Raw genomic sequence first — 26,860 nt, forward strand, 5'->3', positions numbered from 1 at the left:
CTCTATACCATAAATACGGTTTTGTTCTACCGCCTTTAAAATTAAAGCACAAAAAAACCGCCTTAAACATACCACTGTCTAAGACGGTTTTACAACTAATAACCAACCTAAAAATTCTTCTATTTTATTCGTTGTCTCTTCACTGTTTTTACAGCGTTTGTAGACTTCGTTCTTTTTTTATCTGTTACAGAGGCATCACCTTTTAAGTACTCTCTGTATCCTACTCCTGTAAACTCATAAACCGTGCCAGAGTTTGGATGGTACAATTCTATTGTTCTATCATTTATTACATAAAACTCAAAATAATCATCTCCTAAATAATCATAATCCAGCTCTAATAATTTTAGAGTTTCATCTCCATGAACATCAAACACTTTATAATCACCTTCGTAATCCCAAGTTACGTTGTTAGGGCGTGTACCATTGTTATCTATAGAAGACCTAAATATATCTGCATCTCTATCTGTAAAAAACTGTAAAAAATTCTCTTCATCAAAATTGTTTATAGCCCCCTGTTCACTTGTGTATGTTTTTTCCCAAGCATTGTATTCTTGTAAAAAGTACTTTAGGTTATCATAAAAAACATAATCATAATCAAACGTGTTTTGTCTGTATCCCTTTAAGTAGTAAGACGTGTTTGTTGCAACATCTAACAACTCTAATGTATTACTGTTAACAACATACACCTCTAAAGGCCATCTACCATCTACAGCATGGTTAATACGTATACCATCATTAAAAACATCGTAGTTGCCAACATCTATACCATAACCATTACCTGTTTTACCAATACCAACAATATTATTATTAGCAAACAAACGGCCATTATTAAATGTTATAGTAAATGCACGTTGTAAAAAAGGCACTTCTCCGCTTCCTTGGGTAGCATTAATATCTACATACCAAAGATCATATTTATGAATAGCGTTTTCCACAGAAATTCCTGGGGCTATATAACCGTCATCAATTATAATCTCTGAGTAGCAAGATGAAACTAAAGTTCCCAATAGCAGTAATCCAAATAGTAGTTTTGTTCTCATAATAAAAATGTATTGGTTCTGTTTACTCCAAGACAAAGGTTGTGCCAAAAAATACAACCTCTTGATTATCAACAATTAGAAAAACAAAAAACAACTTCCTTTATTTCTTTTTTATAGGTCGATGTTTAAAAAAAACATAAATAATCTGAAAAACACACTGATACTAGCGCATACATTTTTTATTAATTTGATAATCTACAGGCTCTAAATTTCCGCTATCATCAAAATTTTATCTACTTTTGATTTACTAAATCAATTTTATGAAAAATACTACAAAATTCGCTGTTTTAGGTGGTGGTAGCTGGGCTACTGCAATTGTAAAAATGCTTACCGAAAACGTAAGCACAGTAAATTGGTATATGCGTAACACAGATGCCATTGCGCATATTAAAGAGCACAGTCACAACCCTAATTATATAAGTGCGGTAGAGTTTAATGTAGACCAGTTAGCGCTTACATCGGACATAAACACTGCTATTTCTAATGCCGATGTTGTAATTTTTGCAATTCCGTCTGCATTTTTAGTAAAAGAATTAGAAAAATTAACCGTTTCTTTAGAGGGTAAAATTATATTTTCTGCTATTAAAGGTATTGTACCAGAAACCGGATTAATAGTAGGTGAACATTTTAACCAGACCTACAATGTACCATTAGATAATATAGGTGTTATTGCCGGTCCATGTCATGCAGAAGAGGTTGCTTTAGAGCGTTTATCTTATCTAACAATTGCTTGTGCAGATGAGGAAAAAGCAAAATTGGTTGCTAAAAATTTAAGTAGCGATTACATAAAAACAAAAACGTCTGATGATATTATTGGTACAGAATACGCTGCAGTATTAAAAAATATTTACGCTATTGCTGCTGGTATGGCTCACGGTTTAGGTTACGGAGATAACTTTCAGAGTGTATTAATGAGCAATGCTATTAGGGAAATGAAACGTTTTATTAAACGTGTACATCATATGAAACGTAACATAAACAACTCGGCTTACTTAGGCGATTTACTTGTTACAGGATACTCTGTTTTTAGTAGAAATAGAATGTTTGGTAATATGATTGGTAAAGGATACACCGTTAAAAGTGCCATGATGGAAATGAGTATGGTTGCAGAAGGTTATTATGCTACTAAAAGCGCCCATTTAATTAATGAAAAATATACTAAAAAGTCTAAAACACCAATTATAGATGCTGTTTATGCTATTTTGTATGATGGTAAAAATCCTAAAAAAGTGTTTCATAATTTAACTGAAAAATTAGACTAAAACACAACATTAGAATACCTATTAGTAATAGCTTGTTTTTAAAGTGATCTTGTAATTGCTCTAAAAACAAGCTTTTTCATTGGGCTATTAACAAAAACAACATAAATTGTAAAAAATTATAGTTTAACTACGTTTACACCTTTACAATTCCAACAAACTACTAAATAACCTAGACCAATGAAAAGCTTTAAATCTGTACTCTATAGAATAGTACTACTAATAGTATTCTCTCTTTTAGCAAAATCCTGTGTCACAGATTACGTATACAAAGGTGACAAGGACAAAATAGAACAGCGCCAACAAATGTTAGACGATAACACTTTTGTTATAGCAGATTTGTCTAGTGAATACACAGAAACAACAGTTGCTAGAGTTGTAAAAACATACAAGTTTAATTATTCTTTTACAGTAGATAACCGTTTTTATACAGATGAGATTTCTTTAACCGAATTGCCAAGCTTTCCTAAGCTAAAACTGTATTATCTAAAAGACGATCCTAATGTAATCTCTAAAGACCCACAAGGCGAAATTGCATCAGAGAATAAAAAAGGGGACTCTATAACAGATCTTTTAGTGGGTATTGTTTGGGGAATTTTAGCAGCCTTAATACTATTATCCTTCTTTGGAAAATCTGATAAAAAAGAACAAAAAATAGCAACACAAACTAAAGAATCAGCAACAACAAATACTACTACAACTGCTGCATCAGAAGAAAAAATAGGCACTAAAGAAGAACGCAAAGCCAAAGAAGACCCCAATAGGTTTATGCCTAAGTAAACTTAAGATAAAATGAAAATTACCAACACTAAGTTTACAGACTTTAATCTAGCATCAGAAGATACTAGAATTGAGAACTTTTATATAGACTTTATTCTATCTTCTTTAATAGCTGCGCCAATTGCCACTTATTTTTACATAGAGACGGACTCTATACTTTACTTTATAGTACTATTTTACAGTTTTAGATGGTTGTATTATATGATTTTTGAAATGACTTGCGGACGTACACCTGGTAAATTTGAAACTAGGAGTATTGTTGTAGATGCTAAAAAACAAAGACCTCATTTTTTAAGATTAGCAATACGTAATTGGAGCCGATTTTATAGTGTCTTATCTGCCGTTAGTGATGATGAAATTGCATTACATGACAAACATTCTAAAACCTTTGTCATTGAAGACAAATCATTAAAGAAAATTAATTTTAAAAAAATTGTTTTCCTTCTTTTCTTAGTTGCCAAAGCCCTTTTTTGGGCAGCTATGCTAAAACTTAAAAATGCTACATCTATCTTTTACATAAGTATGTTATTGTTAACCTTATTTCTAGTAATTTATACCTTAAAATTACTGCTATCCAAAAGAAATAAAATCTAACAGCCAAAATCATCAACTGAAAATCAATAAAAAATTATGGATGAAAAAATAAAATTATTAAAAATTATTCACCTTGCTATAACAGCAGGTTCTGCCCTGGCTTATATTTTTATAGGCGATATTTCGGCCTTACAAAACTTTAAAGTACCAGAAATAAATGCAGGTTCTATTATCTTTTTTGCACTACCTCTTATTGCTGTTTTTGCTAGTACATTTATGTTTAAAAATATGCTAAAACAAGCAAAAGACATTAAGACCTTAGAAGACAAATTTGGCGTGTACCAAACTGCATCTATAGTACGTTTAGCAATTTTAGAAAGTGCAACTTTTATAATTCTATTTTTAAAACAAGACTTTATGCTTTTTGGACTTTTAATTATACTTTATATGGTATTTTTAAGCCCTACTATAGACAAAATGAAAAACGATTTTGAAAGCCTTCGTTTAAAATAATACTAATTCTTATGAAAAAAATCGTAACTATTACCGCTGTCTTTATTCTTGTAATAAGTTCTTGCAAAGAAACTACATCTTCTAAAATAGAACGTGATGGCGAGCCAGATGTGATGAACGTAGCGAGTGAAAATGTTGCTATGAACCGAGCTATTGAAGAAGCCAATAGAACTCTATCTAACTTTAAAACTGCCATACAAAGCAATAATAAAAACTACTACGGCTTTACCCTAAAACAAAAATTTACAGATGCAGATGACAACTCAGAACACATTTGGATACAAAGTATAACCTATAACAATTCTAAATTTAAAGGTGTTGTTGCTAATAAGCCTTTGTATGAAATTAAAGTACAATTAGGCGATACTATTACCGTAGATGAGTCTAACATTAGTGACTGGATGTATTTTGACAATAAGATTACCAAAGGTGCATACACTATTAAAGTATTACGAGACCAAATGTCTACAGAAGAACAAAAGGAGTTCGACATACAGAACGGAATGCAATTTGACTAACTAATTACCAACCAAATCTACACTATGAAAATAAAACTTATGCTACTTGCCCTAATACTAACAGTTATTGGTTGCAAAACAGAAGAACCCGTAAAAATAGCAAACCTGTCTAACCTATATGGCGTAGATGGCTTTGTAGACATACCACTTACCATTACAGATACGCAAGAAACAGACAGTTACAATACCTACACTATTAAGGCAATTGTTAATACAGATACTATTGGTATGCTTGTTAAACTAAAAAAAGGTATTAAAGCAGGTTTTATAAACGGCGAACCTAAAAATATGTTTGTAGACCAAGGCGTTAGTTTTATTTCTACCGGTGAGCAAAGCAACATGTTGCTAGAGTTTTTAGCTAAAAAATACGAGATTAATAGCAGCAATAACAAACTTAAAGATACACAAGAATTTACCTGTGCCAACCTTAATACCCAAGACATAGATTACGAGAAAGGCACTGCTAAGTTTAAAATATTTTTAGAGGGCAAGGATGATTATGCTGAGCTGTTCGTAAATTTTGACTTTGCTAAAAACACCATCAATTTAAACGAAAAAGATAACGAGTACAGAGCGCCTCTGTTGCGTTTGCTTAAAAAATAATACTTGGTTAAGATCAACCTAAAAAAATAGTAATACAATTGCCATTACTTGTATTTTACTGCAGTTGCAACTTGTAATTTTTAGTACCTTAGTTATATGAATAAATTAGACATTAGAACCGTAAACGTTGTGCAGTATGTGCAACCTTTACGAGAAGGTGGCTCTTTGCCTGCTATTGTAAAGGCAGATGATGACTTTCTTTATGTTTTAAAATTTAGAGGTGCCGGTCAAGGAACAAAAGCACTTATTGCCGAGTTTATTGGTGGCGAGCTTGCTCGTGCTATTGGTTTAAGAGTACCAGAATTGGTATTTGCTAAACTAGACGACTCTTTTAGCAAAACAGAGCCCGACGAGGAAATACAAGATTTACTAAAATTTAGCGTAGGTCTAAACCTAGGATTGCATTATTTATCTAGTGCTATAACTTTTGATCCGTTAGTAACAACCGTAAATGCAAAAACAGCCTCTAAAGTGGTATTGCTAGACAGCATTATTAGCAATATAGACCGTACAGCAAAAAACACCAATTTACTTATCTGGAACAAAGAGTTGTGGGTTATAGATAATGGTGCTAGCTTTTATTTTCATCACAACTGGCCCTTGTGGGAGAACCACTTAACCAGAACATTTCCGTTAATAAAAGACCACGTACTATTGCCACAAGCAACAGAACTAGACTACGCAAAACAAGAAATTACAAGTAAAATTACACCGCAAATTATAGAAGATATTACCAATAGTATACCAGAAGATTGGCTTACCAACCAAACAGATTCTTTAACTCCTGCGCAAATGAGAGCTGCATATACCACGTATTTAAATGCAAAACTTGGAATGGTAGACGCGCTTATAAAAGAAGCTAAAGATGCAAGATAGAGTTACGTTTGAATATGCCGTTATACGCATTGTACCCAAAGTAGAACGCGAAGAATTTTTTAACATTGGTGTTATTTTATTTAGCAAACGAAAAAAGTTTTTAGGTGTAAAATACCATATAGACCGCAACAAGCTAGAAGCTTTTTGTAAAGAGCTCGACTATAATTTGCTGCAAGATTACCTAAAAGCCTGGGAATTAGTTTGCAAAGGAGAACCCGCTGGTGGCGCAATTGGCAAGTTAGAGTTGTCTGATAGGTTTAGATGGTTAGCAGCCTCTAGAAGCACCGTTATACAAAGCTCTAAAACGCACCCTGGTTTGTGCAACAACCCAGAAGAAACCTTAGAAAAACTATTTACTACGTATGTACTGTAGCAACCAACAAAATCTTATAAAATGACCACCATAAAAAACTACACAAAAAGCATTTTTTTACTATTCGTAACGGCAGTTATAGTACAGTCTTGCAATATAGAAACCACTTATGAGACAGTTAACGTTAAAAACAGATTTTCAATTGTTTTACCTTCTTTTTTAACCAAAACCAATGACTTAAATGATGATGCAACCCTACAGTACCAAAACGAAAGAAGAGAGTTTTACGTTGCCGTAATTGAAGAATCTTTTGATGAGGTAGATATGGCTATTGAACAGCTTAAAGAAGAAAATTTAGATTTTAAAAATACGCTAGAAGATTATAAAAAAATGTCGTTTGATGATTACAAATCACAGCTTACAAATGCAGAAATGTATAACACTAAAGATACTATTGTTAACAATATGCAAGCAATTACAACGCATTTAAGGGGTAGAATTAATGGTGTAGACATCTTTTACTGTTTAGGCCTTTTTAAAGGTAAAACAGGCTATTACCAAGCAACATCTTGGACCCTCGCAAATAACGAAGGTTTGTATAATGACGATATGGATAAAATAATTTACTCTATAAAAGAAATTGAAGAAACAGAAGTAGCAGAATAAGGGTATACCCAAAAAAGAACAAGATGTAAACACAAAACAGCTTAGTAAAGGTATGCTGTTATCAGCATACCAAACAAAATAGCTCTTCTAGTGTAAAAGAAGAGTAAAAGGAGGCGGGCACTGTTACTAGCATTAAGTGGTATTATAACCCTAAAAATGCGTATATTTAAAATAAAAAATGAGCTCTACTGAACAAGTTAGACTATCCTCTAAATGGACCAATCTTAATTTGTACGCATATTTTTTTTGTCTATTAGCATTATTAATCATTTTAGTATGGATTTCAAAAGATCTAGAATTTCATATAATTATAGTCTTTTTTGGTCTAGTTTTACTTATAATTATTGGCTTGATTGCATACCAGTTTATGTATATCTGCAATGCATATATTGTTGGAGAAAAATTAATTTTAAAAAAACAGTTTAGAGCTGCTAAATCGTATTCTATTCACAAAATAGGGAGCATACATTCTGTTTATATAAGTAGTGATAAGTACACTACTGTACAAATGAAAAATGAAGATAAGAGTTTAGAAAAATACATAATTCTGAGTAACGAATCTTTATTTTCTAAAACCATAGATCCAGAAGAAATGCTTATTCTACTCCGAGATACAGCTATGTATGAAAAAGAGTAAAAAATGGTAAGCATTAGCATAACCCCAAACTTTCATATATTTAAAATAAAAAAATGGCAAACAACACAGAAATTAAATTATCATCTAGCTGGACCAATGTTGGCCTATACTTAGGTACAATTGTAGTAGTACTAATGATTCCGGTTTTAGCAAAGGTTATCCAAGAACAAGAGTTTCATATGGGTATGCTTTTAGCAGGTGCAATTTTTATAGCGCTTATTGGGTTTATTGTGTACTTGTTTATGTACCTCTGCGATGCTCGTGTTATTGGAGACAAACTAGTCTTAAAAAAGAAGTTTAGAGCAGCTAAACACTACTCGTTTGATAAAATAGGGTATCCAAAATCCTTTCATTTAAAAAGATCTAAATACACTACGGTAGAAATGCAAAACGAAGACAAAAGCCAAGAAAAATATCTAATAATGAATAATAGATCTTTACTTTCTTTTGAGAGTAAAGATGCAGAACAAACACTTATAGATCTTAGAAATATGGCAATGCGTAGTAAGTAAATCAAAAACCATAGCTTTCTTAGTTCTTATTAATTATAAAAAACCAAGCCAGAAAAGAGGTTATTTTTCTGGTTTCTATTTAAAAATGTCCTTTAACTTTTATGTGGTATAGACAAAGTATGGACATACAATAAAAATAAAATGTGTTGTATAAAAATTATGCTACACAATTCTTCTTCTTAAAATTATACCACTTTACAGCAATACCAGGTAACAAGCCTATTCTTCGTGGTAAAAAAATTGTATTAAAAAAATAATTTTAATCATCTAATAATCAGCCTGTCTATAAATTGTCCATTGACTTTTATTGCAAAAATAGAGTACTATCGTGGTTGTATTTAATATGGCATTTTACAATTGCCACAGCTATTCTATTACAATTAGCTGCTAAATAACCATAGACTCAAAATGAGTAGTACTTAATATTAAAATTAAAAAGATGATTAAAAACTCAACAAAAATGATGGTTGCACTATGTGCATCTGCAATGTTATTAACCTCTTGTTACTCGTACACCAGTGTTGTAGGTACAGGAGCTCAAGGAAACAGTGAAACTAAGGAATGGAACCACTACCTAATTTATGGTTTAGCTCCTGTTGGTAGTTCTGACTCTAAAGCTATGGCTGGTGGCGCAGAGAACTATACGGTAACTACATCGCATTCTTTTGTAACAGGTTTAGTTACGGGGCTTACTCTTGGTATATACGCACCAACAATTACAAAAGTTATTAAATAATACCAAACCAAAAAGAGAAAGACTAGGGTTAACCTCCTTAGCTTTCTCTTTTACATTTTATATACTTATGAAAAAAATAATATGTTATACCTCGCTATTATTTGCTCTTATATTATTTGTAAATATTACGCAGCTATTAATTTCAGACCTTAGTAGACTAACCCATTATGGTATTGGTTATTTATTGGGTAAAGTAATTTTATTATTAGTTTTTTTAGCCATAGCATTCACCACTAAAAAGCATTAATTTTTACCCTAAAAACTGCCCTAATTTAGATGGTGTTTGTAACAACCAACCTGTTAGGCTGTATCTGTCTTTGTAAGATTTTAGTACAGCGTGCGGTACAGCATCACTCTTAAACAGTACACACCTACCTGCTAAAGGCTCTACTAAAAATGACTTGTTATCTGGCGTGTAAATTTCTAGCTCACCACCATCGCCCTTTTGCCAACCTTCATTTAAATACACAATAAAAGAAATGGTTCGGTTATTTCGGTTTTTAAATTGGTCTAGGTGCTTGGTATAATGTCCGCCTGGAGGATAATTCGCAAAATGAAACTCGTACCCAGATAAGCTTAAAAAACAGTACCTATTAAATACGTGCATTGCCTGATCTACAACCTCCCAAAAGGGTTTAATTTCTGCATCTCGCTCTTTATTTAACCAAAAAGTATGGTCACCCCGAATTTCAGTATGTATCACATTTTTATCTAGTGCGCCAATACCTGCTTGCGCAAAATAATCTAGCTTAGATAAAAAGAATTCTCTAACTCCTAGGTACGTGTCTGTATCTAAAAAATCGTCAATAACTACGTAGTCGTTACAAGAAAGCTCATCTACCCAGGAGAGCCATTTCTCTGTTTGTATTTCAGTATCCAAATTCTATTAAGAAAGACGGTAAATATAGATTAAAAAAGAACGCTTAAAACAAAAAATAAAATGAGGTCGAAAACTCATTTGTAAAAAATTATTACCTTTAAAAAAAAGCCACTATGAGCCAAGATTTAAAAGAAAAAGCAATTGCATTTTACAAAACTGCTTATTTAGGAAACCCTAAAAAAGCGATAGAAGAATACGTAGGTGAAGAATACATACAACACAACCCAGATGTAGAGAATGGTACCGCTGGTTTTATAGCCTATTTTGAACGTATGCAAACAGAATACCCAGATAAAAGCATTGAGTTTGTTAGAGCCATTACAGAGGGTGATCTAGTTGCATTACACACGCACCAAACCTGGCCTGGGAATGACCAATATATTACCATGGATTTTTTTAGATTTGACCAAAACGGTAAAATTGTAGAACATTGGGACGCTATACAGCAAATACCTAAAGCCTCTAAAAACCCAAATACAATGTATTAACCTGCCTTACTTTGTTCTTTACAGCTAAAAAAATGTACAAAAGGTACTTTTACTTAAATAACATCGTTATAAATTTTAACCAACTTTAGGATTAGGCTTAAAGATAAATAACCTTAACCAAATTTATAAACTTATGGACGGACTAAGAGTACTCTTGCTAGTAGCAGGTGTTATTATTTTGCTTATCAATTTTTTTATCAATTCTGGAAATATTATTAAAATAGTTAAATACTGTTTTCAAACAAATTCTATTGCCAATTACTGGGATCTAATTTTTAAAAGTTGCTTTAGCGGGCGCGCTATTATTTCATCAATAATAGGCCTTGTTTTAGGTGTTATTATTTTTATAATTATTACTCCAATTATTTTAATTAGAAGAGTATTGGGTGCTAAAAAAACAAATGCTTTATTAGATGAAGGATTAATTTTTCAGTATCCCGATTTAAACTTAGAAAACGACAAGCTTGTATTTAAAACTAACATTAATAATGAGCTAGGTATTCAAGTTCCAAATGTTAACGCATCTGGTAAACTTAGAGTAGATGCTATAATCGCTATTAGTGAAATAACAAAAGAGTGCGAAGCTAAAGGCCTAAAATTAGAATATAAGGTAATGCATAAATTACCTCTAGAAAATAAAACGGAAGCTCTTATATCACTATTTTTAACGGTAAACAACCAAGAAATTCCTACATACTTTATCTACACACCAACACACGTACAACAGTATAACAAAATAAGAAACAAGCTATATGCAGCTGGTTATAAAAAGATAATTTATTTTTCTACCATCCAATTTTAAAAACTTAAAAAATGACCAAAAAAGTACTTGCTTGTATAGCCTTTAGTTTGTGTGCTAAACTAACTTTAGCACAAGACATAAACTTATTTGTAAATGATATAAAAGAAGAACGATATCTAGAGTCTAACAAAAGTTTTGTAGAACTCACAGCTCTAATTAAAGGTATTAAGGTTGATGATTTAAACCAGATAAAAATAAAATCTATAACTACTGCCGCTGCAGATGATGGTAGCACATTACAAAAAAAAGAAAGTTTTTTTGGAGACGATTATAGTAGCGATAACGAGTTTAAAATTAAACTAGAAGCACCAACACGTAAAGCTACTAAACTCGTAAACATAGAAGGTATACTAAAGTATTTTAGCCCTACTGAGGCTAATGGCGGAAAAGTACTCGTTAAAAACCCGCTTACTTATTACAACAAAAACCTATTAAGCAAAAAATACAAGGACGTAAAACTTACCTTAATAGATAAAGCTGCTTTAGATAAGTTAAAAGAAAAGGATGAAAAAGAATACCAAGAAAAGATTGAAGAGCTAAAAAAATCTGGCGTAATGGCAGAGGGTATGGCCGAAACGGTAGGTGCTTTTAAACAATTTTTTGATGGTTTTGGAAACTTTGGCAACGAAAATGCATTGTCTTTTTACGTAGAAGATTCTAACGAGAAAATAGTAGACATCTTAATTTATAATGCTGAAGGTAAAAAAATGAATTACGGCAGAAGCAAAAACGGAGCTCACAAGCTTAGTATTAGTTTAAGTGAAGAAATACAAGCCAACTGGACTATAGAAATTTTAATAGAAAGCGAACAAGCTTTAAAAGAACACAAATTTAAAATTGCAAGTGTTCTTTTACCATAAAAATAATAATACTAGGGTGGTATAGTACTACTCTAGTATTGTTATCCATATAACAGCATCATTACCAACCTCATCTACAACGGTAATTTTGTGTGCTCCTGGTTTTGGTTTCACTGCAATTTCATGAAAGTCCGATGTCTGCTTTACAAACTCATCATCTACATACCAAAAAACCTTAGTTTTTGTTTTAGCGTGCGCTAACTTAAAAACAACTTCATTGGTGTTTCCTTCAAAGTTTTTAGGCAATGTTATTTTTGCGCCACTTTTAGGATAAATAAACTCCATTACCTTGGCGTTCTCCGTTTTACAATCGTTTCTAAAATTTGGTAATGTTTTATAAGTAACGTTCGTTTTCTTATAATAAAATTCTTGTAATGGAGGCAACACAAACCAAGGCTTGCTCACCATAGTTTCTAGCGGCTCACAAGACGTATTTACCTGAAACTGTTGCTTAGCATCTAAATGTACTATTCTATGGTACGGACAGGCTTTTACATAGTTTTGCTTAGCCGGAATCTTTATTTTCTTTATCGGACAAATAGGAGTTGCCAAATACCCGCTAGTAGCACAAACATCTATTTCTGTAAACTCGTCTAAAGGTTCTAAAAACCATTTTGTTTTAGGTAGTACATTAAACACATCAAACAAAATAGGTGCTGCACTAGAAACCCCTGTTACATTAGGTCTGCCCTCACCATCTGCATTGCCAACCCAAACACCAACAACTTGGTCTTTTGTAACACCAATTGCCCATGCATCTTTGTTTCCAAAACTAGTTCCTGTTTTCCACGCAATTTGCTTAGAAGAGTCATAAAACTCCCAAGATTCTTGTCCTTCTGGTCTGTTTACCTCTTTCATTGCCTCAAAAGTTAGGTACATACTTGCGGCATCAAAAATTGTTTTTTGGGTAGATTTAGATCCAAAATTTACCTCTTGACTATCTTGTAAAATAGGCTCTGCAAATTCTTTTGTATAATATTCACTAGAGGTTGCATTAAAATGATTTACCGTAGAAGCCATAGAGGCATAGGTTTTACATAAATCCCACAAGCTACTTTCTGCGCCTCCTAAAATTAGGGTTAGTCCATAATGATCTGCTGGCTTATTTATTCCTTTTAGATTAAAAAATTCTAATTGGTCTCTAAATTTTTGTAATCCGTAGGATTGTAACAATCGAACTGACGGAATATTTAACGACCTAGCTAGCGCTTTTTTTGCTTGTACTGCGCCACTAAAATTCTCATTAAAATTCTGAGGCGAGTATCCTGCTATTTGCGTTGGTATATCCGCTACCAACATATCTGGTATAAGCTCGCCAGCGTCTAACATTGCCGTGTACAACAATGGTTTTATGGTACTACCTGTACTACGGTTGGCCTGTACCATATCTACATCTTTCTCGTGTTGTCTGTCGGTTTTTGTGTTCCCTACATACGCCATAACTTTACGCGTATGCACATCTAAAACCAAAACAGCTACGTTAAACACCTGATTTTGTTTTAAGTGCGAATAATGTTTTTGAACCACGGCATTTACATTGGCCTGCAATGGTGCCTTTATACTACTTACTATTCTTTCTCCCTTATGTTTTTGGGCAATATGTGTTACCAAATGTTGCGCCATCTGTGGCAAAGCATATGGTTTTTGTGGCAATTCTTCTAAAAGTGCTAAGCTGTATGTAGTTTCGTCTATTATACTTTCTTCTAAAAGTTTTTTAAGTAATCGGTTTCTCTTTTTCAACAACCGTTGTTGATTTTTACCTGGATATATTAAACTTGGTGCATTTGGCAAAACGGCTAAAGTTGCTGTTTCTGCCCAAGATAACTGATGGGATTTTAACCCAAAATAACGCCAAGAAGCAACTTCTAAACCAACAACATTACCACCATAGGGTGCATTACTGGCATACATTTTTAAAATTTCTTCTTTAGAAGATCTAAACTCTAAACGTGTTGCCCAAATAAGTTCTATAAATTTTTCTACGTACGATCTTTTTTTACCCTCGCGAGCCAAACGTATTACTTGTTGTGTAATAGTACTACCACCACGTACTGTTTTGCCTGCTTTTATATTCTGTACAACTGCATTTGCTATAGAGACCGGATTAAAACCAAAGTGTTGGTAAAAATGTGCATCTTCAAACTGAAGTAAACAATGTTCGAATTTTTTAGGAATACTATCTACTTCTGGAAATCGCCATTGCCCATCGCTAGCTATTTGTGCTCCCAAAAGCACACCCTCTCTACTCTCTACAACCGTTGCCGTAGGTGCATTAAAGAGTTGTTTTGGCAAACAAAAATAATAGGCAATTGAAAGTATTGCCAACACTATGCTTTTTTTAGGGTGTTTTGCTAGAAACCTACCAACGCTAGTGTTTTTTACCTTAGTTAAAAAACTCATACTCGCGCTCTACTTTACAAATTCTAACTTTATACCAAGTATACCATTCTTTGTTCCCTTTTTGTTGGGCTAATTTATGGTCTGCTTGGTTTTTCCAAGTGGCAATAGCCTCTAGACTCTGCCAGTAACTTACCGTAATACCAACAGATTCCCTAGCGCTTTCTATACCTAAAAAACCAGGTTGTTTTTGGGCCAATTCTTCCATTTGAATAGCCATTTGGTTGTATCCATTATCTTCAATTGTTTTGGTTGATGTAAAAATTACAGCGTAATATGGTTCGTTATTCTTCATTCTATTTAAAAATTACTTTAATACCCATAACAACATCAACCTAAAAACTTAAACTATATATTGTTTTTCTATAAAGTAGTTTACCAATGCTTCTTTCATAAGAACAGTTTGCTCACCTGCTTTTAATGTTGGCAATTCTTCTTTTATAATGTAATGTGGCCAGCCTTCTTCATCAAACATCTCAAACTCATAATATCCGTATGGCTCTAATAACCTACAAATTGCAATATGCATTAAGTTTATTTTTTCGTCTTTTTTATATGTAGCGTGTGGCTTACCTAATTCTTGTACACCTACCAAGTAAATAATTGCATCTAACTCTAACACATCACCATCTGCAAATTGTGCAGATAATTTTTCTATTAGAACATCCCATCTCTCTTTTAATTCGGTATCTCTTGACATTCTTATAATTACAATTTAGTTCTATTTTCTTCTGTTTTTCACAAAGATGTAAAGGTACAAATCAATATCCTATATTTGTAAAAACACTTGAGAATGAATTTTTTAGACATTATTTTAGGGATACTACTAATTTGGGGCCTTTACAAAGGCATTAAAAACGGACTTTTAATAGAACTTGCTTCTTTAGTTGCCCTTATTGCTGGTATTTATGCTGCTATTCATTTCTCTTATATTATTGGTAATTACCTTACAGAGAAATGGCAATGGGACCAAAGTACCATTAATATCTCTTCTTCTATTTTAACTTTTATTGTTGTTGTTCTTATTATAAATCTTGTTGGTAAACTACTTACCAAAGTTGCTAAAGCTGTTATGCTTGGAACCTTAAACCGTTTGGCCGGTGCTATTTTTGGCACTTTAAAAGTGGCTATAATTATTGGTGCCTTGCTTATCTTTTTAGACAAGGCCAATACTAATTTAAAAATAGTAAAACAAGAAACAATAGAGAGTTCTGCGCTTTACAATCCTGTTAAAAAAATTGGCGAGCTTGTGTTTGCTTATGTTATGGAAGAAACTAACACAGAAACTAACACCACAGATACGCTTTAGATTTATAGTAATGGCCTTTAAAAAAGCCATAAAAAAACACCTAAGAAGAACTTAGGTGCTCTAATTTGCTATACTAAAATTTAATTTTTAGTGTACGTATATGTTACGTTTGTCTCCACAATTTTATTGTCTATATCTCTTAGATTTACAACATTGCTTACTGTAAAGGCTGTTTCATCTTCATTAACTTCTATTTCTACATTAAAAACAGTACAAGAATTTACAAGACTTAATAGGTCTCCAGATAATTGCCAGCTCCCTGTTACACTACTTTTTGACTCACAATCTTCTGCAATATACCCTTGTTTTAAACTAAAAGATCTACTAGACAAAAAACTATAAACAGCATCGTTTTGGCAATCTGTGCTTTGACGGTAAATATCTTTTATTGCGTTATCTTCTTGGTCATCTGTTAAGTCTATTGCTACACTAGATTCTATTGCTGTTAAGGCCCAAGTACCCTCCAAAACAGTTTCTGTTGCTGTTAAGGTACCTGTAAAATCTGCTATACAATTAGGTTCATTATCTGTATTACAGTTTAAAAACAAAACACCTAGTAAACAAACACCAATTAACTTAATCTTCATAATTCTTATTTTATATTGTTATATAAGAAGTAGAATCTAAAAAGATTAAATGGTTGCGTAGAAGTTGCTTTTATTTCACAACTTCTACCCAATTACCTTTTGTACGCACTAAGTAATCATGATCGTACATTGCCTCTGCTTGTACGCCTGGCAAGTAATACGTTCCTAAATAAGATGCGTTTAATAATATTCTAAAGCTTTTTGTTTCATTTTCTCTTAAATCAAAGTAGAAATTAGCTCTGTCATCTCTTAAATCTGTATGTGTAACATTGTTTTCTGCAAAGTTTCCAAAGTCTGTAAAACGTGTGTTTACAATTTCCCATCCGCTAGGAAAAACCTCTGTTAAAGCTACATTTTTTAAACTGTTACCAGTTGTGTTTTTAAGAGTTACCTCTGCAACAAAATCTGTTCCTTGTTCTATTTTTGAAGGATCTATAGTGCTACCATTTCTAGACTTATAAACTACAGTTGCAGCAAGGTTGTTCTGCACCGCTCTTTCTTCTCCAACTGGTAACTTGCCACTATTTACTAAAGTAACATAAAGCGTATTGCCTTCGTTATTTTTAAGTGTTATAGAGTTGTTTCCTCTTTTAATAGTTAAGGTTCTATTTGCAAGTGTTTTGCTTGTTGAGATAGTTTCGCTCTTACCATTAACTTTTATGGTTGCCTTAATGCCTTTACCACCAACTAGGTTCGCAAATTTTGCCATAGCTAATAAACTATATGCTGTACTCTGCGTACTCATATAATCCTTACTATTTAGCCTTTCTGCAACTGTTAATGCCAATTGCTGAGACTTCACCTTATTTTGCATAAGCACCATAGTCTCTAACGCCATTGCTCTGTTTCTTTCTGATGAGCCAAAGGTAGAATTATTGTGCCTGTCGTTTGTAAACTCTAACACAGCACTATTCATTAAATTAGTAGCTACAGATTTTTGTCCAATAAGTGCATACGCAGCTGCTAATCTTAATTTAGATTGGTTAGATAAATCTTTAGATTCTTGTAACCTGTTCATAGATGCTACATCTGCACTACCTGCCAATGCAAGTGTGTACAAACGGTATGCTTGTGTTAACTCTGTATATCTTCCGCTATTTCTAAATTGTTTTGCTACGTTTTTCTGATAGGTAATCCACTTAGATTTAAAACCTATTGGTAACACATAACCTTTTTTCTCTGCTTCTAGCATAAAATGGCCAGCATAACTTGTTCCCCAATCGTTAGGATTACTTTGCCCTTGCCAGTAAGATAAACCACCACTATTGGTTTGAAAACCTGCTAAACGATTTACAGCCATTTCTACATTTTTCTGTACTTCTTCTTTTTTAGCTTTAGGTATATCAAAAATATCCGCTAAAAATAATTGAGGAAAAGCACCAGATGTAGTTTGCTCTACACAACCGTGTGGGTAACGAATTAAGTACTGCATTCTACCATTAAAATTCATTGCTGGTAAGGTAGACACCTCTATTGCTGCGCTATTTGTACCTGCAACACCAAACGTTTGTAAATCTATTGTTTGCGAACTGTTTGGTTCTACTACATAGTTAGATGCATCTGCTGTTACTGGGTTAGGATTTACAACATCTATTGGGATCTCAAAAGACGCTTTTTCTCCTCCACCTGAAGCTTCTACGATAACTTTACCAATACCTTTAAAGTCTGATACTTTTAGCACAAAATAAGCCATTTTCTCATCTGGCTGATCAAATGTAAGTGACTTAGTATTGCCCGCTTCTATTGTAAATGCTTCGTTGTCCTTAATTTTTATTTTTACGTTCTTAACTTTTTTCTCCATTGCAAAAACAGTCACAGGAAGTATTACAGACTCACCCGGAGTTATTTTACGTGGTAAAGAAGCTAAAATCATTAATGGTTTACGTACTGGCGTTGTTTTTTCCTCGCTACCGTACGCTTCTTTTTCTGCATCTGCAGCAACTACCATAGTTCTAACAGAACCTACATATTTAGGTATTTTAATTTTATGTGCTTTGGTTTTTCCTTTTTCTAATTTAAAAGGTCCTAAATGCACAACCATAGGCTCAAACCTATTTGCCTTTTTGTTTTTAGCACCTGCCATTTCATCATCACCACCAATAGCAAATACTTGATTAATTCTACCTCCAAAGGCGCCAATTACATCATCATAAATATCCCAAGTTTTTACACCCAATGCTTCATTAGCATAAAATGTTCCCCAAGGGTTTGGTGTTTTAAATCTTGTTAAGTCTAATAATCCTTCGTCTACAATCGCAATTGTATACGTCATCGCTTTCCCATTTACTTCGCCTACATTAACTGTTACTGTTTCTTCTGGGCGCAATACATCTGGCATAGTAATTTTTGGCTGTAGCTTTGTTTCTTTATTTTCTACAGAAATTGGAATTACACCATACATTCTAATAGGCAAATCGTTTAACGTAGATGCGTGTGGTTGTAATAAAGAAATATGTATAAATACATTTGGCGTGTATTCTTTAGTCATTGCCATAGTAAATTTGGTTTCGCCTTTCTCGGTTTCTACCCAAATAGATTCTAATACTTCGCTACCATTTTCTACTGTAACTAAAGCTCTTCCGTTTTCTGAACTTGGAAATGTAAATGTTGCTGTTTCACCTACATTATATTTTTCTTTGTCCGATGAAAACAATAACATTGTTGCTGCAGAAGGATCGTTCTTTTTAGATTTTCCTGCCCAACCTGGCCAATCTATATAGACTGCTTTACCGGTTGCATGTCCGCCATCTTCATCTTCAACTCTAACTAAATATCTTCCCCAGTCTGGGTACTTAAGTTCAAACTCAAAGTTACCTTTTCCTTTAGAGTTTGTTGTAATTGTTTTTTCGTAAACCTTATTTCTATAACCGCTATTTCCGTAGTGTGTTAGGTTGTCTTCAGAAGTATCCCACCACCACCTCCACTGTATTTTGTAGATGGTAACTTTTAGGTTTTTAGCTGCTTTAGGTTTTCCGTTTTCATCAACAGAAACCACTTCAAAATTATGTTTTACATCTGTTAACAACATCCCTTTAGACTTATCTCCTTTAGGAGCATTAAGACCTATGTATGTGTTGTAAGGAGAATATGGTTTTGTAAAAACGTCTGTACTAAAATCGCCTCCGTTTTCGTAAACCTTAGTTACAAAAGCTGCTTGTAACATTCCTGGAGGGTTACCTTCTAACTGTGGATTAATAGAAAAGTTGGCCTTACCTTCTGCATCTATTTTACCACTGTAAACCATTTGTTCCTCTGCAGAAAAAGATCTACTAGGATCGTCAAAAACATAACCTGGGTAGTTTTTAAACGCTGTTGTTTTTGTATTAAATTTAGCTGCTATATCTGTATTTAAGTTTTTAGCAATTGCACCGTGCAACCACTTAACTTCCATAGTTCCTTTTATTTGCTTACCACCAACAAGGATATCTGCTCCAAAATCGTTCTTAATTTTTAAACGGTTAGGCTTAATGGTTTCTATCTTAATAGTCTTTGTAAATTCTGCTCCACCAACAGATACTTTTACCAACCAGTCTCCGGTAGGCACATCATCATCTGTTTGTACTGGGAAATTATAGAAGTTATTTAAGCTATTTGTTTTTATCTCTCTATGTACAACTTTGTTATACGGGTCTAATAATTCTAATTTTACAGGATGATTTGCTGGTAACTTGTTCGCATTATCATTTAAAACAAAAGATAAAAAGATGTTATCTCCAGGACGCCAAACACCACGCTCTGCAAAGATATATCCTTTAATTCCTTTTTGTAATTTAACTCCGGCTACTTTAAACTTACTAACAGATAGTGCATTACCATCGTTAAGTTTTACATATGTTTTTTGTCCTTTATGTTCTGCAACTGCAAAAGAGGCAATGCTTTTTGCATCAAAGAAGGAAACTCCTTCTGCACTTGTTGTAACTGTACCTAAAGCGTGTTGTTGGTAATTGTAAAAGGTAACCTTTGCACCTACAATTGGCTTTGTTGTAACAAGATCTGCAGTAGCAACAAAATAGCTGTTGTTTAACCCTTTCTTAATTGTTACACCAATATCTGTAGCAAGTATATTTACACTCGCTTTTTTATTTCTGTAGTATGATGTATGACAAGGGTTTTCTCTCTCGCTCCAATCATAATCACCATTATAATAGTCTTCCGAATAATCCCAATAGCTACTTTCTGCTTCTTCATCAAAAGATTCTTCTTTCTCTTCTTCATCAGAATCAAAATTAGTATCATCACAAGTATATAAACTGTATTGTGGTTTAAATGAAAACTCTACTCTGTAAATAGCTCCTTTTTCTGGAGTAATTAAATTAGTTAAATCTAAAGCGTGTGCTTGCCACTTACCATTGTTTACTGTTAACTTATCTTGAAGTTCTAATTTTTTACCTCCTATTGGTCTTGCAACTCTGCGCAACTCATTACTTCCGTTTAATTCACTTACTTGTAAAAACTGAAGTACATTATTTTCATAAATACGAAAAACCTTAACGTCTACTGCTTTTAAGTTAACAGCTTCAAAATTTACTTTTAAATTGGTTGAAGAAGGCAATATAGTTGCGTTAGACAATACTCTAACTTGTGGCTTAATTTGCTCAAAAGCAATACGCTCTTCAAACTTTTTCTTAAGCTTAACACCATCTACACTTTGTATACCATCAAAAACTTCTAATAAAACAGAACCAGAATGACTGTCTGACGGGTATACTCTTAATGTATTTCCTTTAATAGAAAATCTTGGATTTTCATCGTTCTCTAAAAGTACTAAACCTTTAAAATTTTGACCTTTTTTAAGTGGATCTGAAAAATTTATTTTAACTACAGGGCTTTGGGTTTGCTCTACTGTTACATCTAAGATTGAAAAATTATTTTTCCCTGGAATTACAACATCTATCTTACCCTCTGTATCTATATCAAAAGATTTACCGCTATATTCTATAACAAGCTTCTCATCTTCCTTGTACCTTTTAATACTATCTAACTTAAACTGAAACTGTGTGCCACTTTCTGGTTGGTTATTATATTTAATTGGTAATTCTTTTCCTTTATATAAACCTTTTACAAGTTTTTTTGCTGTTTCTAAAGACATTTCATCTGCAGTTCTAACCTGCATATCAATATATTGATACTCTTTGGAGTATGCTTGCATTGGACTTAGTGTTACACTAAAATCTTGCTTAATTGTATTTACAAAAAAAGCGAACTCCTCCAAATCTTCAGGTACATCTTTATAAATTTCTTTTAAATTTAACTGAAATGTATATTGAGTATCTTGCTTTAATAGTCCTTTAGGCGCAAAAACAATAGTTTTATCATTTAAAGCTTTTAAAGTTCCATTTACACTAGGACTTATCTCCAAAATGTTAGCGTTTAATTCCTTTCCACCTTTCCAGGCTTCTACTGGTTGTGCTAAAACTATTTGTATGGGAGAATTGGTAGAAATTATACCATTCGTATACTCCGATACATACTCCACATATTTTTCGGCAGACTCAGCATCTACAACCGTTGTCTTCTTTTTACACCCAAAAAAAAGGGCAATTAATAAAACAAACAAAAGGGATTTAGATTTCATAGAAACTTATTTTTGGTAAAAGTACAGTTAATTAGGACATAGAATACACCCTGTAAACAGGGTAATATCTTGTTAAAATAATTAATTATGTTAAGAACGTATTTATTTCCAGTTTTTTATAAACTTTTTATATATCTTAACCATATCATAAACTACTAACGTCCCATTTTGTAGATTACGCATGCTAAACAAACCATTTTTTTTATCAATACTATTTTTACTGGTGTTTATAAGTTGCTCTAAAGACAGTACAGACAGCAATTCACTAACAACCAGCAACAAAGAAATAGAGGCTAAATTATTTACGTTAGTCAACCAACACAGAGAATCTATAGGCCTAATACCACTGGAGCAGAGTAAAATTGCACAACAATATGCAAAAGAGCACACGTTGTATATGGTTACTACAGAAGATTTTAGTCACACTAATTTTCAAGAAAGAGCAAAAGCCATATCAGCAAAAACAAATGCTAATTATATTGCTGAGAATATTGCCAATAATTATGACACCGCAGAACAAGTAATGCTTAATTGGTTGCAAAGTAGTGACCACAAAGCTAACTTAGAGGGTGAATACACCCACACAGGGATTAGTGTTATGCACAAACAAGATGGTAATTATTACTTTACTGAATTGTTTTACAAATAATATTTTAACCTTTAATAGTCTCAATATTTCTTTTTTAGATGAGAACATAAGGTAACAATACTTTATAAAAATCTTACATCCTTAAGCTGTATAAAACTATTTTCTTTTCTTAAATTTGATGAGCACTTAGCTTAAAAACGAAAAGAATTATGTCTATAAAAGCACCTTTTAATTTAAACAAATGGATCTCTGAAAATAGAGATACTCTTAAACCACCTGTTGGTAATAAAAATTTATATAAAGACGCTGGTGATTATATAGTTATGGTGGTAGCTGGCCCCAACGCCAGAAAAGACTATCATTACAATGAAACTGAAGAGCTTTTTTACCAATTAGAAGGTACCATAGAAGTGCACATACAAGAAGATGGTGAAAAAAAAACAATGCAACTTGGTCCAGGGGATATGTATTTACACCCAGCAAAAGTACCACACTCGCCTGTGCGTCATAAAGACTCTATTGGCTTAGTAATAGAAAGAAAGCGTAACAAGCTTGGTGTAGATGATGGTTTGCTTTGGTATTGTGATAATTGCAACCACAAGTTGTATGAAGCCTACTTTACACTTAACGATATAGAAAAAGATTTTCTAGGTCATTTTAAAACATTCTACGGCTCTCAAGAGCACCGTACTTGTGATAATTGTGGTACTGTAATGCCTGTAGATACAAGGTATATGGCAGATGAAGATTAGTAAATTTTGCATCCCAAAACCAACACTTTAGTTTTGTTAAACAAAGCACATTTATTTGTAACTTTGTGAGAAACACAACAATTTTTAATATAAAAGTTATAAAAATGTCAAAAATAGCAGCAACTTTTGGAATAGAAAGCGCCTTAAAACAATTAGGCCTTAAAGATATTAACGAAGGAACCTCAACGGGTTCTACTAATTTTTCTAGCGGAGATATTATAGAGAGTTATTCTCCCGTAGATGGTAAACTTATTGGTAAAGTAAAAGCCACCACTAAAGAAGATTATGCCAAAGTAATGCAAGCTGCTACTTCTGCTTTTAAAACTTGGAGAACAACACCAGCTCCTTTACGTGGAGAAATTGTACGTCAGTTTGGAGATAAATTAAGAGAAAAAAAAGAAGCTCTTGGTAAACTTGTTTCTTATGAAATGGGTAAAAGTTATCAAGAAGGTTTAGGAGAGGTACAAGAAATGATAGACATCTGTGATTTTGCAGTAGGTTTATCTAGACAATTACACGGTCTTACAATGCACTCTGAACGTCCAGGGCATAGAATGTACGAGCAGTACCACCCGCTTGGTGTTGTAGGTATAATTTCTGCTTTTAATTTCCCTGTTGCAGTTTGGGCTTGGAATACAGCTTTAGCTTGGATTTGTGGAGATGTTTGTGTTTGGAAACCTAGTGAAAAAACACCAATGTGTGGTGTTGCTTGCCAAAACATAGCTGCAGAGGTATTTGCTGCTAACGGCTTACCGGAGGGTATATGTAACCTAATTAATGGTGATTATGCTGTTGGTGAAATGATGACAAAAGATACTCGTGTCCCTTTAATTTCTGCTACAGGATCTACAAGAATGGGTAAAATTGTTGCCAAAGAAGTTGCTGGTCGTTTAGGAAACACTTTATTAGAATTGGGTGGTAATAATGCAATTATTGTTACTCCAGATGCAGATATTAAAATGACAGTTATTGGTGCCGTATTTGGCGCCGTAGGTACAGCTGGTCAACGTTGTACTTCTACTCGTAGATTAATTATACACGAATCTATGTACGATAAGGTAAAAGAAGCTGTAGTAAGTGCATACAACCAATTACGTATTGGAAACCCGTTGGACGAAAACAACCATGTTGGTCCAATTATAGATAAAGACGCAGTAAAAATGTACCAAAATGCACTGGAAAAAGTAGTTGCAGAAGGCGGTAGTCTTGTTGTTGAAGGAGGCGTATTAGAAGGAGAAGGTTATGAAAGTGGTTGCTACGTAAAACCAGCAATCGCTGAAGCTAAAAACTCTTTTGAAATTGTACAGCATGAAACTTTTGCACCAATTTTATATTTATTAAAATACTCGGGTACTATTGAAAATGCACTTGACATACAAAACGGTGTAGCACAAGGGTTATCTTCTGCTATTATGACAAACAACTTACGAGAGGCAGAACACTTCTTATCTGTACAAGGATCAGATTGTGGTATTGCGAACGTAAACATAGGAACTTCTGGTGCCGAAATAGGTGGTGCTTTTGGTGGTGAAAAAGAAACAGGTGGCGGACGAGAGTCTGGATCAGATGCTTGGAAAGTATATATGAGAAGACAAACAAATACAATTAACTATACTACAGAGCTACCTTTGGCTCAAGGTATTAAATTTAACTTATAAGGATAAGTACTACCCCTTATAAAAAGCCGCTGTTTACCTTATGTAGACAGCGGCTTTATTGTACCCATTATATATAACTAAATCATTGAATAAAAAAAAACCCAAATTCAGTGCCGAACTTTTCGGGAGAACAGGGTTTTTTCATCTACTATGATACTTTAAAAGTAGAACTATTATCTCATATTTTTTCATACAAATATATATCTGTCTACAAACAATGTATATCTGGTAGCTTTTTGTACATAACTGGTATAATTACATATTGAAAGTAAAATAGTGATTAAATAAAGTTTAACAATGTACATTTCTTTAACATTTTTAACATTTTACATATTTTTTTTTCTAAATTGTAGCGTAAACACAAAAAAACCAGACCATTATGACAAAAAAACTAATGTATCTGCTCGGAATTATTATCACAATTCTGGTAGGAACTTACTTTTATTACACTTGTTGTTCAAGCTGCGGGACTACCGCAACAGATACTCCAGTTAATAAAAACCAAGAACAAGTAAAAACCCCTATTGTACAAGAAGCAACATCCTATCCTTTTTCTTTAGAAGGAAATGGATTTAGCTATGATACAAACGACAACTTCAACTTTAATACATCGGGCTTTGCCATTTTAGATCCCTTATCTAAAAAAGTAGATAATGGTGTAGAGGCCATAAAAAAGCATATAGAACAAGATTCTAAAAATGCAGTAACTATTACGGGTTATTATAAAGATAGTGAAACCAACAATTCTGCATTTCCTAATCTAGGTATTGCTAGGGCTAATACCATTAAGAATTATATGGTTACTAAAGGCATACCATCTTCTAACCTTAATATAGCAGGGCAATTGAAAGAAGATATGGTTGCTAAAGATTCTGTTTATTTAGGTCCCGTTGCATACACTGTAGGTGTAAACGAAGATAATAGCGAACAAATGAGTACGCTGTATCAAAAAATAAAAGACAATCCTTTAGTTCTACATTTTAAAACAGGAGAAGCTGCTATTAGCTTAACTGTAGAACAACGTCAAAAAATTGCAGACATATCTACATATTTAGATAAAGTAGACGGCTCCCTTTGTACTGTTATAGGACATACAGATAATGTAGGAGATAGAAATAACAATATAAGCTTGGGTCTTAGTAGAGCAGAATTTGCAAAACAATACCTAGTAAATAATGGTATTTCTGCTACCAAAGTTAGTGCTTCTTCTAAAGGTCCAGACGTACCTATAGAAAGCAACGACACAGAAGAAGGCAAAGCAAAGAATAGAAGAACAGTAGTAACATTAAAGTAATAACACATAAATTAAATTAAACATGGAAAACACAAACATCTGGTGTTGGATTATACCTGCTTTAGTAGGTATAATTTGCGCAATTCTAGGTTACCTAATAGGAAGAGGAAACAAAGAAGTAATAGACAACTCTGAGGATCTTCAAATCTGGAAAGACAAGAACTCTAAGCTTGTTACAGACAAAGACCAACTTGCAGCTAACAATTCACAATTACAGGCAGATTTAGATGCGTGTAGAGCAAAAGCTAAGGTTGCACCAGCTGTTGTAGCACCAGTTGCTATGGCGCCAACTCCTACCGAAAATACAGGTATTGCTTTTGATGCGCTTGCAGCTAAGACAGCTTTTGGTAAAAAAGTAAAACAAGATGATTTAAAACTAGTTGAAGGTATTGGTCCTAAAATTGAAGGTTTATTCCATAATTTTGATATTAAAACTTGGAAAGCTTTATCTGAAGCTCCTGTTGCAAAATGTCAAGAGGTTTTAAATTCTGGTGGCGAACGTTATAGAATACACGACCCTTCTTCTTGGCCTATGCAAGCCAAAATGTGTTATGAAGGTAAGTGGGCCGACTTAAAAAAGTGGCAAAGTGAGCATAAACATGGTAAATTATAAATATTTACAATCAAATAAAAAAACCCGATTCTATTATATAGAATCGGGTTTTACTTTTTATCAAAAGTT

Annotated in this window: 28 protein-coding genes; 21 read left to right on the forward strand and 7 right to left on the reverse strand. The window is 33.2% G+C overall.

Annotated elements, in window-relative coordinates:
* Positions 1–119 precede the first annotated feature (119 nt).
* Positions 120–1,040, reverse strand: a complete 921-nt coding sequence (locus M4I21_RS12080) for a nicotinic acid mononucleotide adenyltransferase (RefSeq protein ID WP_249559428.1) — start codon at positions 1,038–1,040, stop codon at positions 120–122.
* Positions 1,041–1,300: 260 nt separating this feature from the next.
* On the opposite strand from M4I21_RS12080, the gene M4I21_RS12085 reads away from it, so the two are divergent.
* The 12 genes from M4I21_RS12085 to M4I21_RS12140 all read left to right on the forward strand — a co-directional run bounded on the left by M4I21_RS12085 (position 1,301) and on the right by M4I21_RS12140 (position 8,987).
* Positions 1,301–2,302, forward strand: a complete 1,002-nt coding sequence (locus M4I21_RS12085; RefSeq protein ID WP_249559429.1) for an NAD(P)H-dependent glycerol-3-phosphate dehydrogenase — start codon at positions 1,301–1,303, stop codon at positions 2,300–2,302.
* 177 nt (positions 2,303–2,479) lie between these two features.
* A complete protein-coding gene (locus M4I21_RS12090) occupies positions 2,480–3,079 on the forward strand; it encodes a hypothetical protein (protein ID WP_249559430.1) in 600 nt (199 codons plus the stop codon).
* 12 nt (positions 3,080–3,091) lie between these two features.
* Entirely contained in the window at positions 3,092–3,673 is a 582-nt protein-coding gene (locus M4I21_RS12095) for an RDD family protein (protein WP_249559431.1), read from the forward strand.
* 36 nt (positions 3,674–3,709) lie between these two features.
* Entirely contained in the window at positions 3,710–4,126 is a 417-nt protein-coding gene (locus M4I21_RS12100; RefSeq protein ID WP_249559432.1) for an MFS transporter, read from the forward strand.
* A gap of 11 nt (positions 4,127–4,137) precedes the next feature.
* A complete protein-coding gene (locus M4I21_RS12105) occupies positions 4,138–4,644 on the forward strand; it encodes a DUF2314 domain-containing protein (protein WP_249559433.1) in 507 nt (168 codons plus the stop codon).
* Positions 4,645–4,668: 24 nt separating this feature from the next.
* Positions 4,669–5,247 (forward strand): hypothetical protein, encoded by a 579-nt coding sequence (locus tag M4I21_RS12110; RefSeq protein WP_249559434.1) that lies wholly within the window; start codon positions 4,669–4,671, stop codon positions 5,245–5,247.
* Positions 5,248–5,343: 96 nt separating this feature from the next.
* Positions 5,344–6,123, forward strand: a complete 780-nt coding sequence (locus M4I21_RS12115; protein ID WP_249559435.1) for a HipA family kinase — start codon at positions 5,344–5,346, stop codon at positions 6,121–6,123.
* On the forward strand, positions 6,113–6,496 hold the full coding sequence (locus M4I21_RS12120) for a DUF3037 domain-containing protein (RefSeq protein ID WP_249559436.1): 384 nt from the start codon (positions 6,113–6,115) through the stop codon (positions 6,494–6,496). The genes M4I21_RS12115 and M4I21_RS12120 overlap by 11 nt, the downstream gene beginning before the upstream one ends.
* A 21-nt stretch (positions 6,497–6,517) precedes the next feature.
* Positions 6,518–7,102, forward strand: coding sequence for a hypothetical protein (locus M4I21_RS12125; RefSeq protein WP_249559437.1), 585 nt, complete (start codon positions 6,518–6,520; stop codon positions 7,100–7,102).
* 178 nt (positions 7,103–7,280) lie between these two features.
* Positions 7,281–7,739 (forward strand): hypothetical protein, encoded by a 459-nt coding sequence (locus M4I21_RS12130; RefSeq protein WP_249559438.1) that lies wholly within the window; start codon positions 7,281–7,283, stop codon positions 7,737–7,739.
* Between the two features lie 53 nt (positions 7,740–7,792).
* Entirely contained in the window at positions 7,793–8,251 is a 459-nt protein-coding gene (locus tag M4I21_RS12135) for a hypothetical protein (RefSeq protein ID WP_249559439.1), read from the forward strand.
* 439 nt (positions 8,252–8,690) lie between these two features.
* Positions 8,691–8,987: a Bor family protein gene (locus tag M4I21_RS12140; RefSeq protein ID WP_249559440.1), complete on the forward strand. Its 297-nt coding sequence runs from the start codon at positions 8,691–8,693 to the stop codon at positions 8,985–8,987.
* 250 nt (positions 8,988–9,237) lie between these two features.
* Here the strand turns inward: M4I21_RS12140 and M4I21_RS12145 are convergent, their stop codons facing one another.
* The gene (locus M4I21_RS12145) at positions 9,238–9,867 is read right to left on the reverse strand and encodes a 2OG-Fe(II) oxygenase (RefSeq protein ID WP_249559441.1); all 630 of its coding nucleotides are present in this window, start codon (positions 9,865–9,867) and stop codon (positions 9,238–9,240) included.
* Positions 9,868–9,980: 113 nt separating this feature from the next.
* On the opposite strand from M4I21_RS12145, the gene M4I21_RS12150 reads away from it, so the two are divergent.
* The 3 genes from M4I21_RS12150 to M4I21_RS12160 all read left to right on the forward strand — a co-directional run bounded on the left by M4I21_RS12150 (position 9,981) and on the right by M4I21_RS12160 (position 12,017).
* Complete coding sequence (locus M4I21_RS12150) at positions 9,981–10,355, forward strand: nuclear transport factor 2 family protein (RefSeq protein WP_249559442.1); 375 nt, start codon at positions 9,981–9,983, stop codon at positions 10,353–10,355.
* Positions 10,356–10,488: 133 nt separating this feature from the next.
* Complete coding sequence (locus M4I21_RS12155; protein WP_249559443.1) at positions 10,489–11,157, forward strand: hypothetical protein; 669 nt, start codon at positions 10,489–10,491, stop codon at positions 11,155–11,157.
* A gap of 11 nt (positions 11,158–11,168) precedes the next feature.
* Positions 11,169–12,017 carry a hypothetical protein gene (locus M4I21_RS12160; RefSeq protein WP_249559444.1) on the forward strand — a complete coding sequence of 283 codons (849 nt, stop codon included), beginning with the start codon at positions 11,169–11,171 and terminating at the stop codon, positions 12,015–12,017.
* A gap of 27 nt (positions 12,018–12,044) precedes the next feature.
* Here the strand turns inward: M4I21_RS12160 and pbpC are convergent, their stop codons facing one another.
* Genes pbpC through M4I21_RS12175 form a run of 3 tightly spaced genes read right to left on the reverse strand, consistent with a single transcriptional unit; the run spans position 12,045 to position 15,114 of the window.
* A complete protein-coding gene (pbpC, locus tag M4I21_RS12165) occupies positions 12,045–14,417 on the reverse strand; it encodes a penicillin-binding protein 1C (RefSeq protein ID WP_249559445.1) in 2,373 nt (790 codons plus the stop codon).
* Complete coding sequence (locus tag M4I21_RS12170) at positions 14,401–14,709, reverse strand: antibiotic biosynthesis monooxygenase family protein (RefSeq protein WP_249559446.1); 309 nt, start codon at positions 14,707–14,709, stop codon at positions 14,401–14,403. The genes pbpC and M4I21_RS12170 overlap by 17 nt, the downstream gene beginning before the upstream one ends.
* A 48-nt stretch (positions 14,710–14,757) precedes the next feature.
* Complete coding sequence (locus tag M4I21_RS12175; RefSeq protein WP_072304049.1) at positions 14,758–15,114, reverse strand: hypothetical protein; 357 nt, start codon at positions 15,112–15,114, stop codon at positions 14,758–14,760.
* Between the two features lie 93 nt (positions 15,115–15,207).
* On the opposite strand from M4I21_RS12175, the gene M4I21_RS12180 reads away from it, so the two are divergent.
* Complete coding sequence (locus tag M4I21_RS12180; RefSeq protein WP_249559447.1) at positions 15,208–15,723, forward strand: CvpA family protein; 516 nt, start codon at positions 15,208–15,210, stop codon at positions 15,721–15,723.
* An 80-nt stretch (positions 15,724–15,803) separates the two neighbouring features.
* On the opposite strand, the gene M4I21_RS12185 is transcribed toward M4I21_RS12180, so the two are convergent.
* Together M4I21_RS12185 and M4I21_RS12190 are read right to left on the reverse strand one after the other, a co-directional pair.
* Positions 15,804–16,310: a DUF5004 domain-containing protein gene (locus tag M4I21_RS12185; protein ID WP_249559448.1), complete on the reverse strand. Its 507-nt coding sequence runs from the start codon at positions 16,308–16,310 to the stop codon at positions 15,804–15,806.
* 70 nt (positions 16,311–16,380) lie between these two features.
* A complete protein-coding gene (locus tag M4I21_RS12190; RefSeq protein WP_249559449.1) occupies positions 16,381–21,885 on the reverse strand; it encodes an alpha-2-macroglobulin family protein in 5,505 nt (1,834 codons plus the stop codon).
* A 223-nt stretch (positions 21,886–22,108) separates the two neighbouring features.
* Here M4I21_RS12190 and M4I21_RS12195 point away from each other — a divergent pair, with 223 nt between their 5' ends.
* The 5 genes from M4I21_RS12195 (at position 22,109) to M4I21_RS12215 (ending at position 26,791) form a co-directional block, all read left to right on the forward strand.
* Positions 22,109–22,534, forward strand: a complete 426-nt coding sequence (locus M4I21_RS12195; RefSeq protein ID WP_249559450.1) for a CAP domain-containing protein — start codon at positions 22,109–22,111, stop codon at positions 22,532–22,534.
* Positions 22,535–22,683: 149 nt separating this feature from the next.
* Positions 22,684–23,226 carry a 3-hydroxyanthranilate 3,4-dioxygenase gene (locus M4I21_RS12200; RefSeq protein ID WP_249559451.1) on the forward strand — a complete coding sequence of 181 codons (543 nt, stop codon included), beginning with the start codon at positions 22,684–22,686 and terminating at the stop codon, positions 23,224–23,226.
* A 104-nt stretch (positions 23,227–23,330) separates the two neighbouring features.
* Complete coding sequence (amaB, locus tag M4I21_RS12205) at positions 23,331–24,884, forward strand: L-piperidine-6-carboxylate dehydrogenase (protein ID WP_249559452.1); 1,554 nt, start codon at positions 23,331–23,333, stop codon at positions 24,882–24,884.
* A 379-nt stretch (positions 24,885–25,263) separates the two neighbouring features.
* Entirely contained in the window at positions 25,264–26,178 is a 915-nt protein-coding gene (locus M4I21_RS12210; RefSeq protein ID WP_249559453.1) for an OmpA family protein, read from the forward strand.
* Positions 26,179–26,200: 22 nt separating this feature from the next.
* Positions 26,201–26,791, forward strand: coding sequence for a hypothetical protein (locus M4I21_RS12215; RefSeq protein WP_249559454.1), 591 nt, complete (start codon positions 26,201–26,203; stop codon positions 26,789–26,791).
* The last annotated feature ends 69 nt before the right edge of the window (positions 26,792–26,860 follow it).

It is taken from the genome of Cellulophaga sp. 20_2_10, assembly GCF_023476645.1.
In the GTDB taxonomy this organism is placed as follows: Bacteria; Bacteroidota; Bacteroidia; order Flavobacteriales; family Flavobacteriaceae; genus Cellulophaga.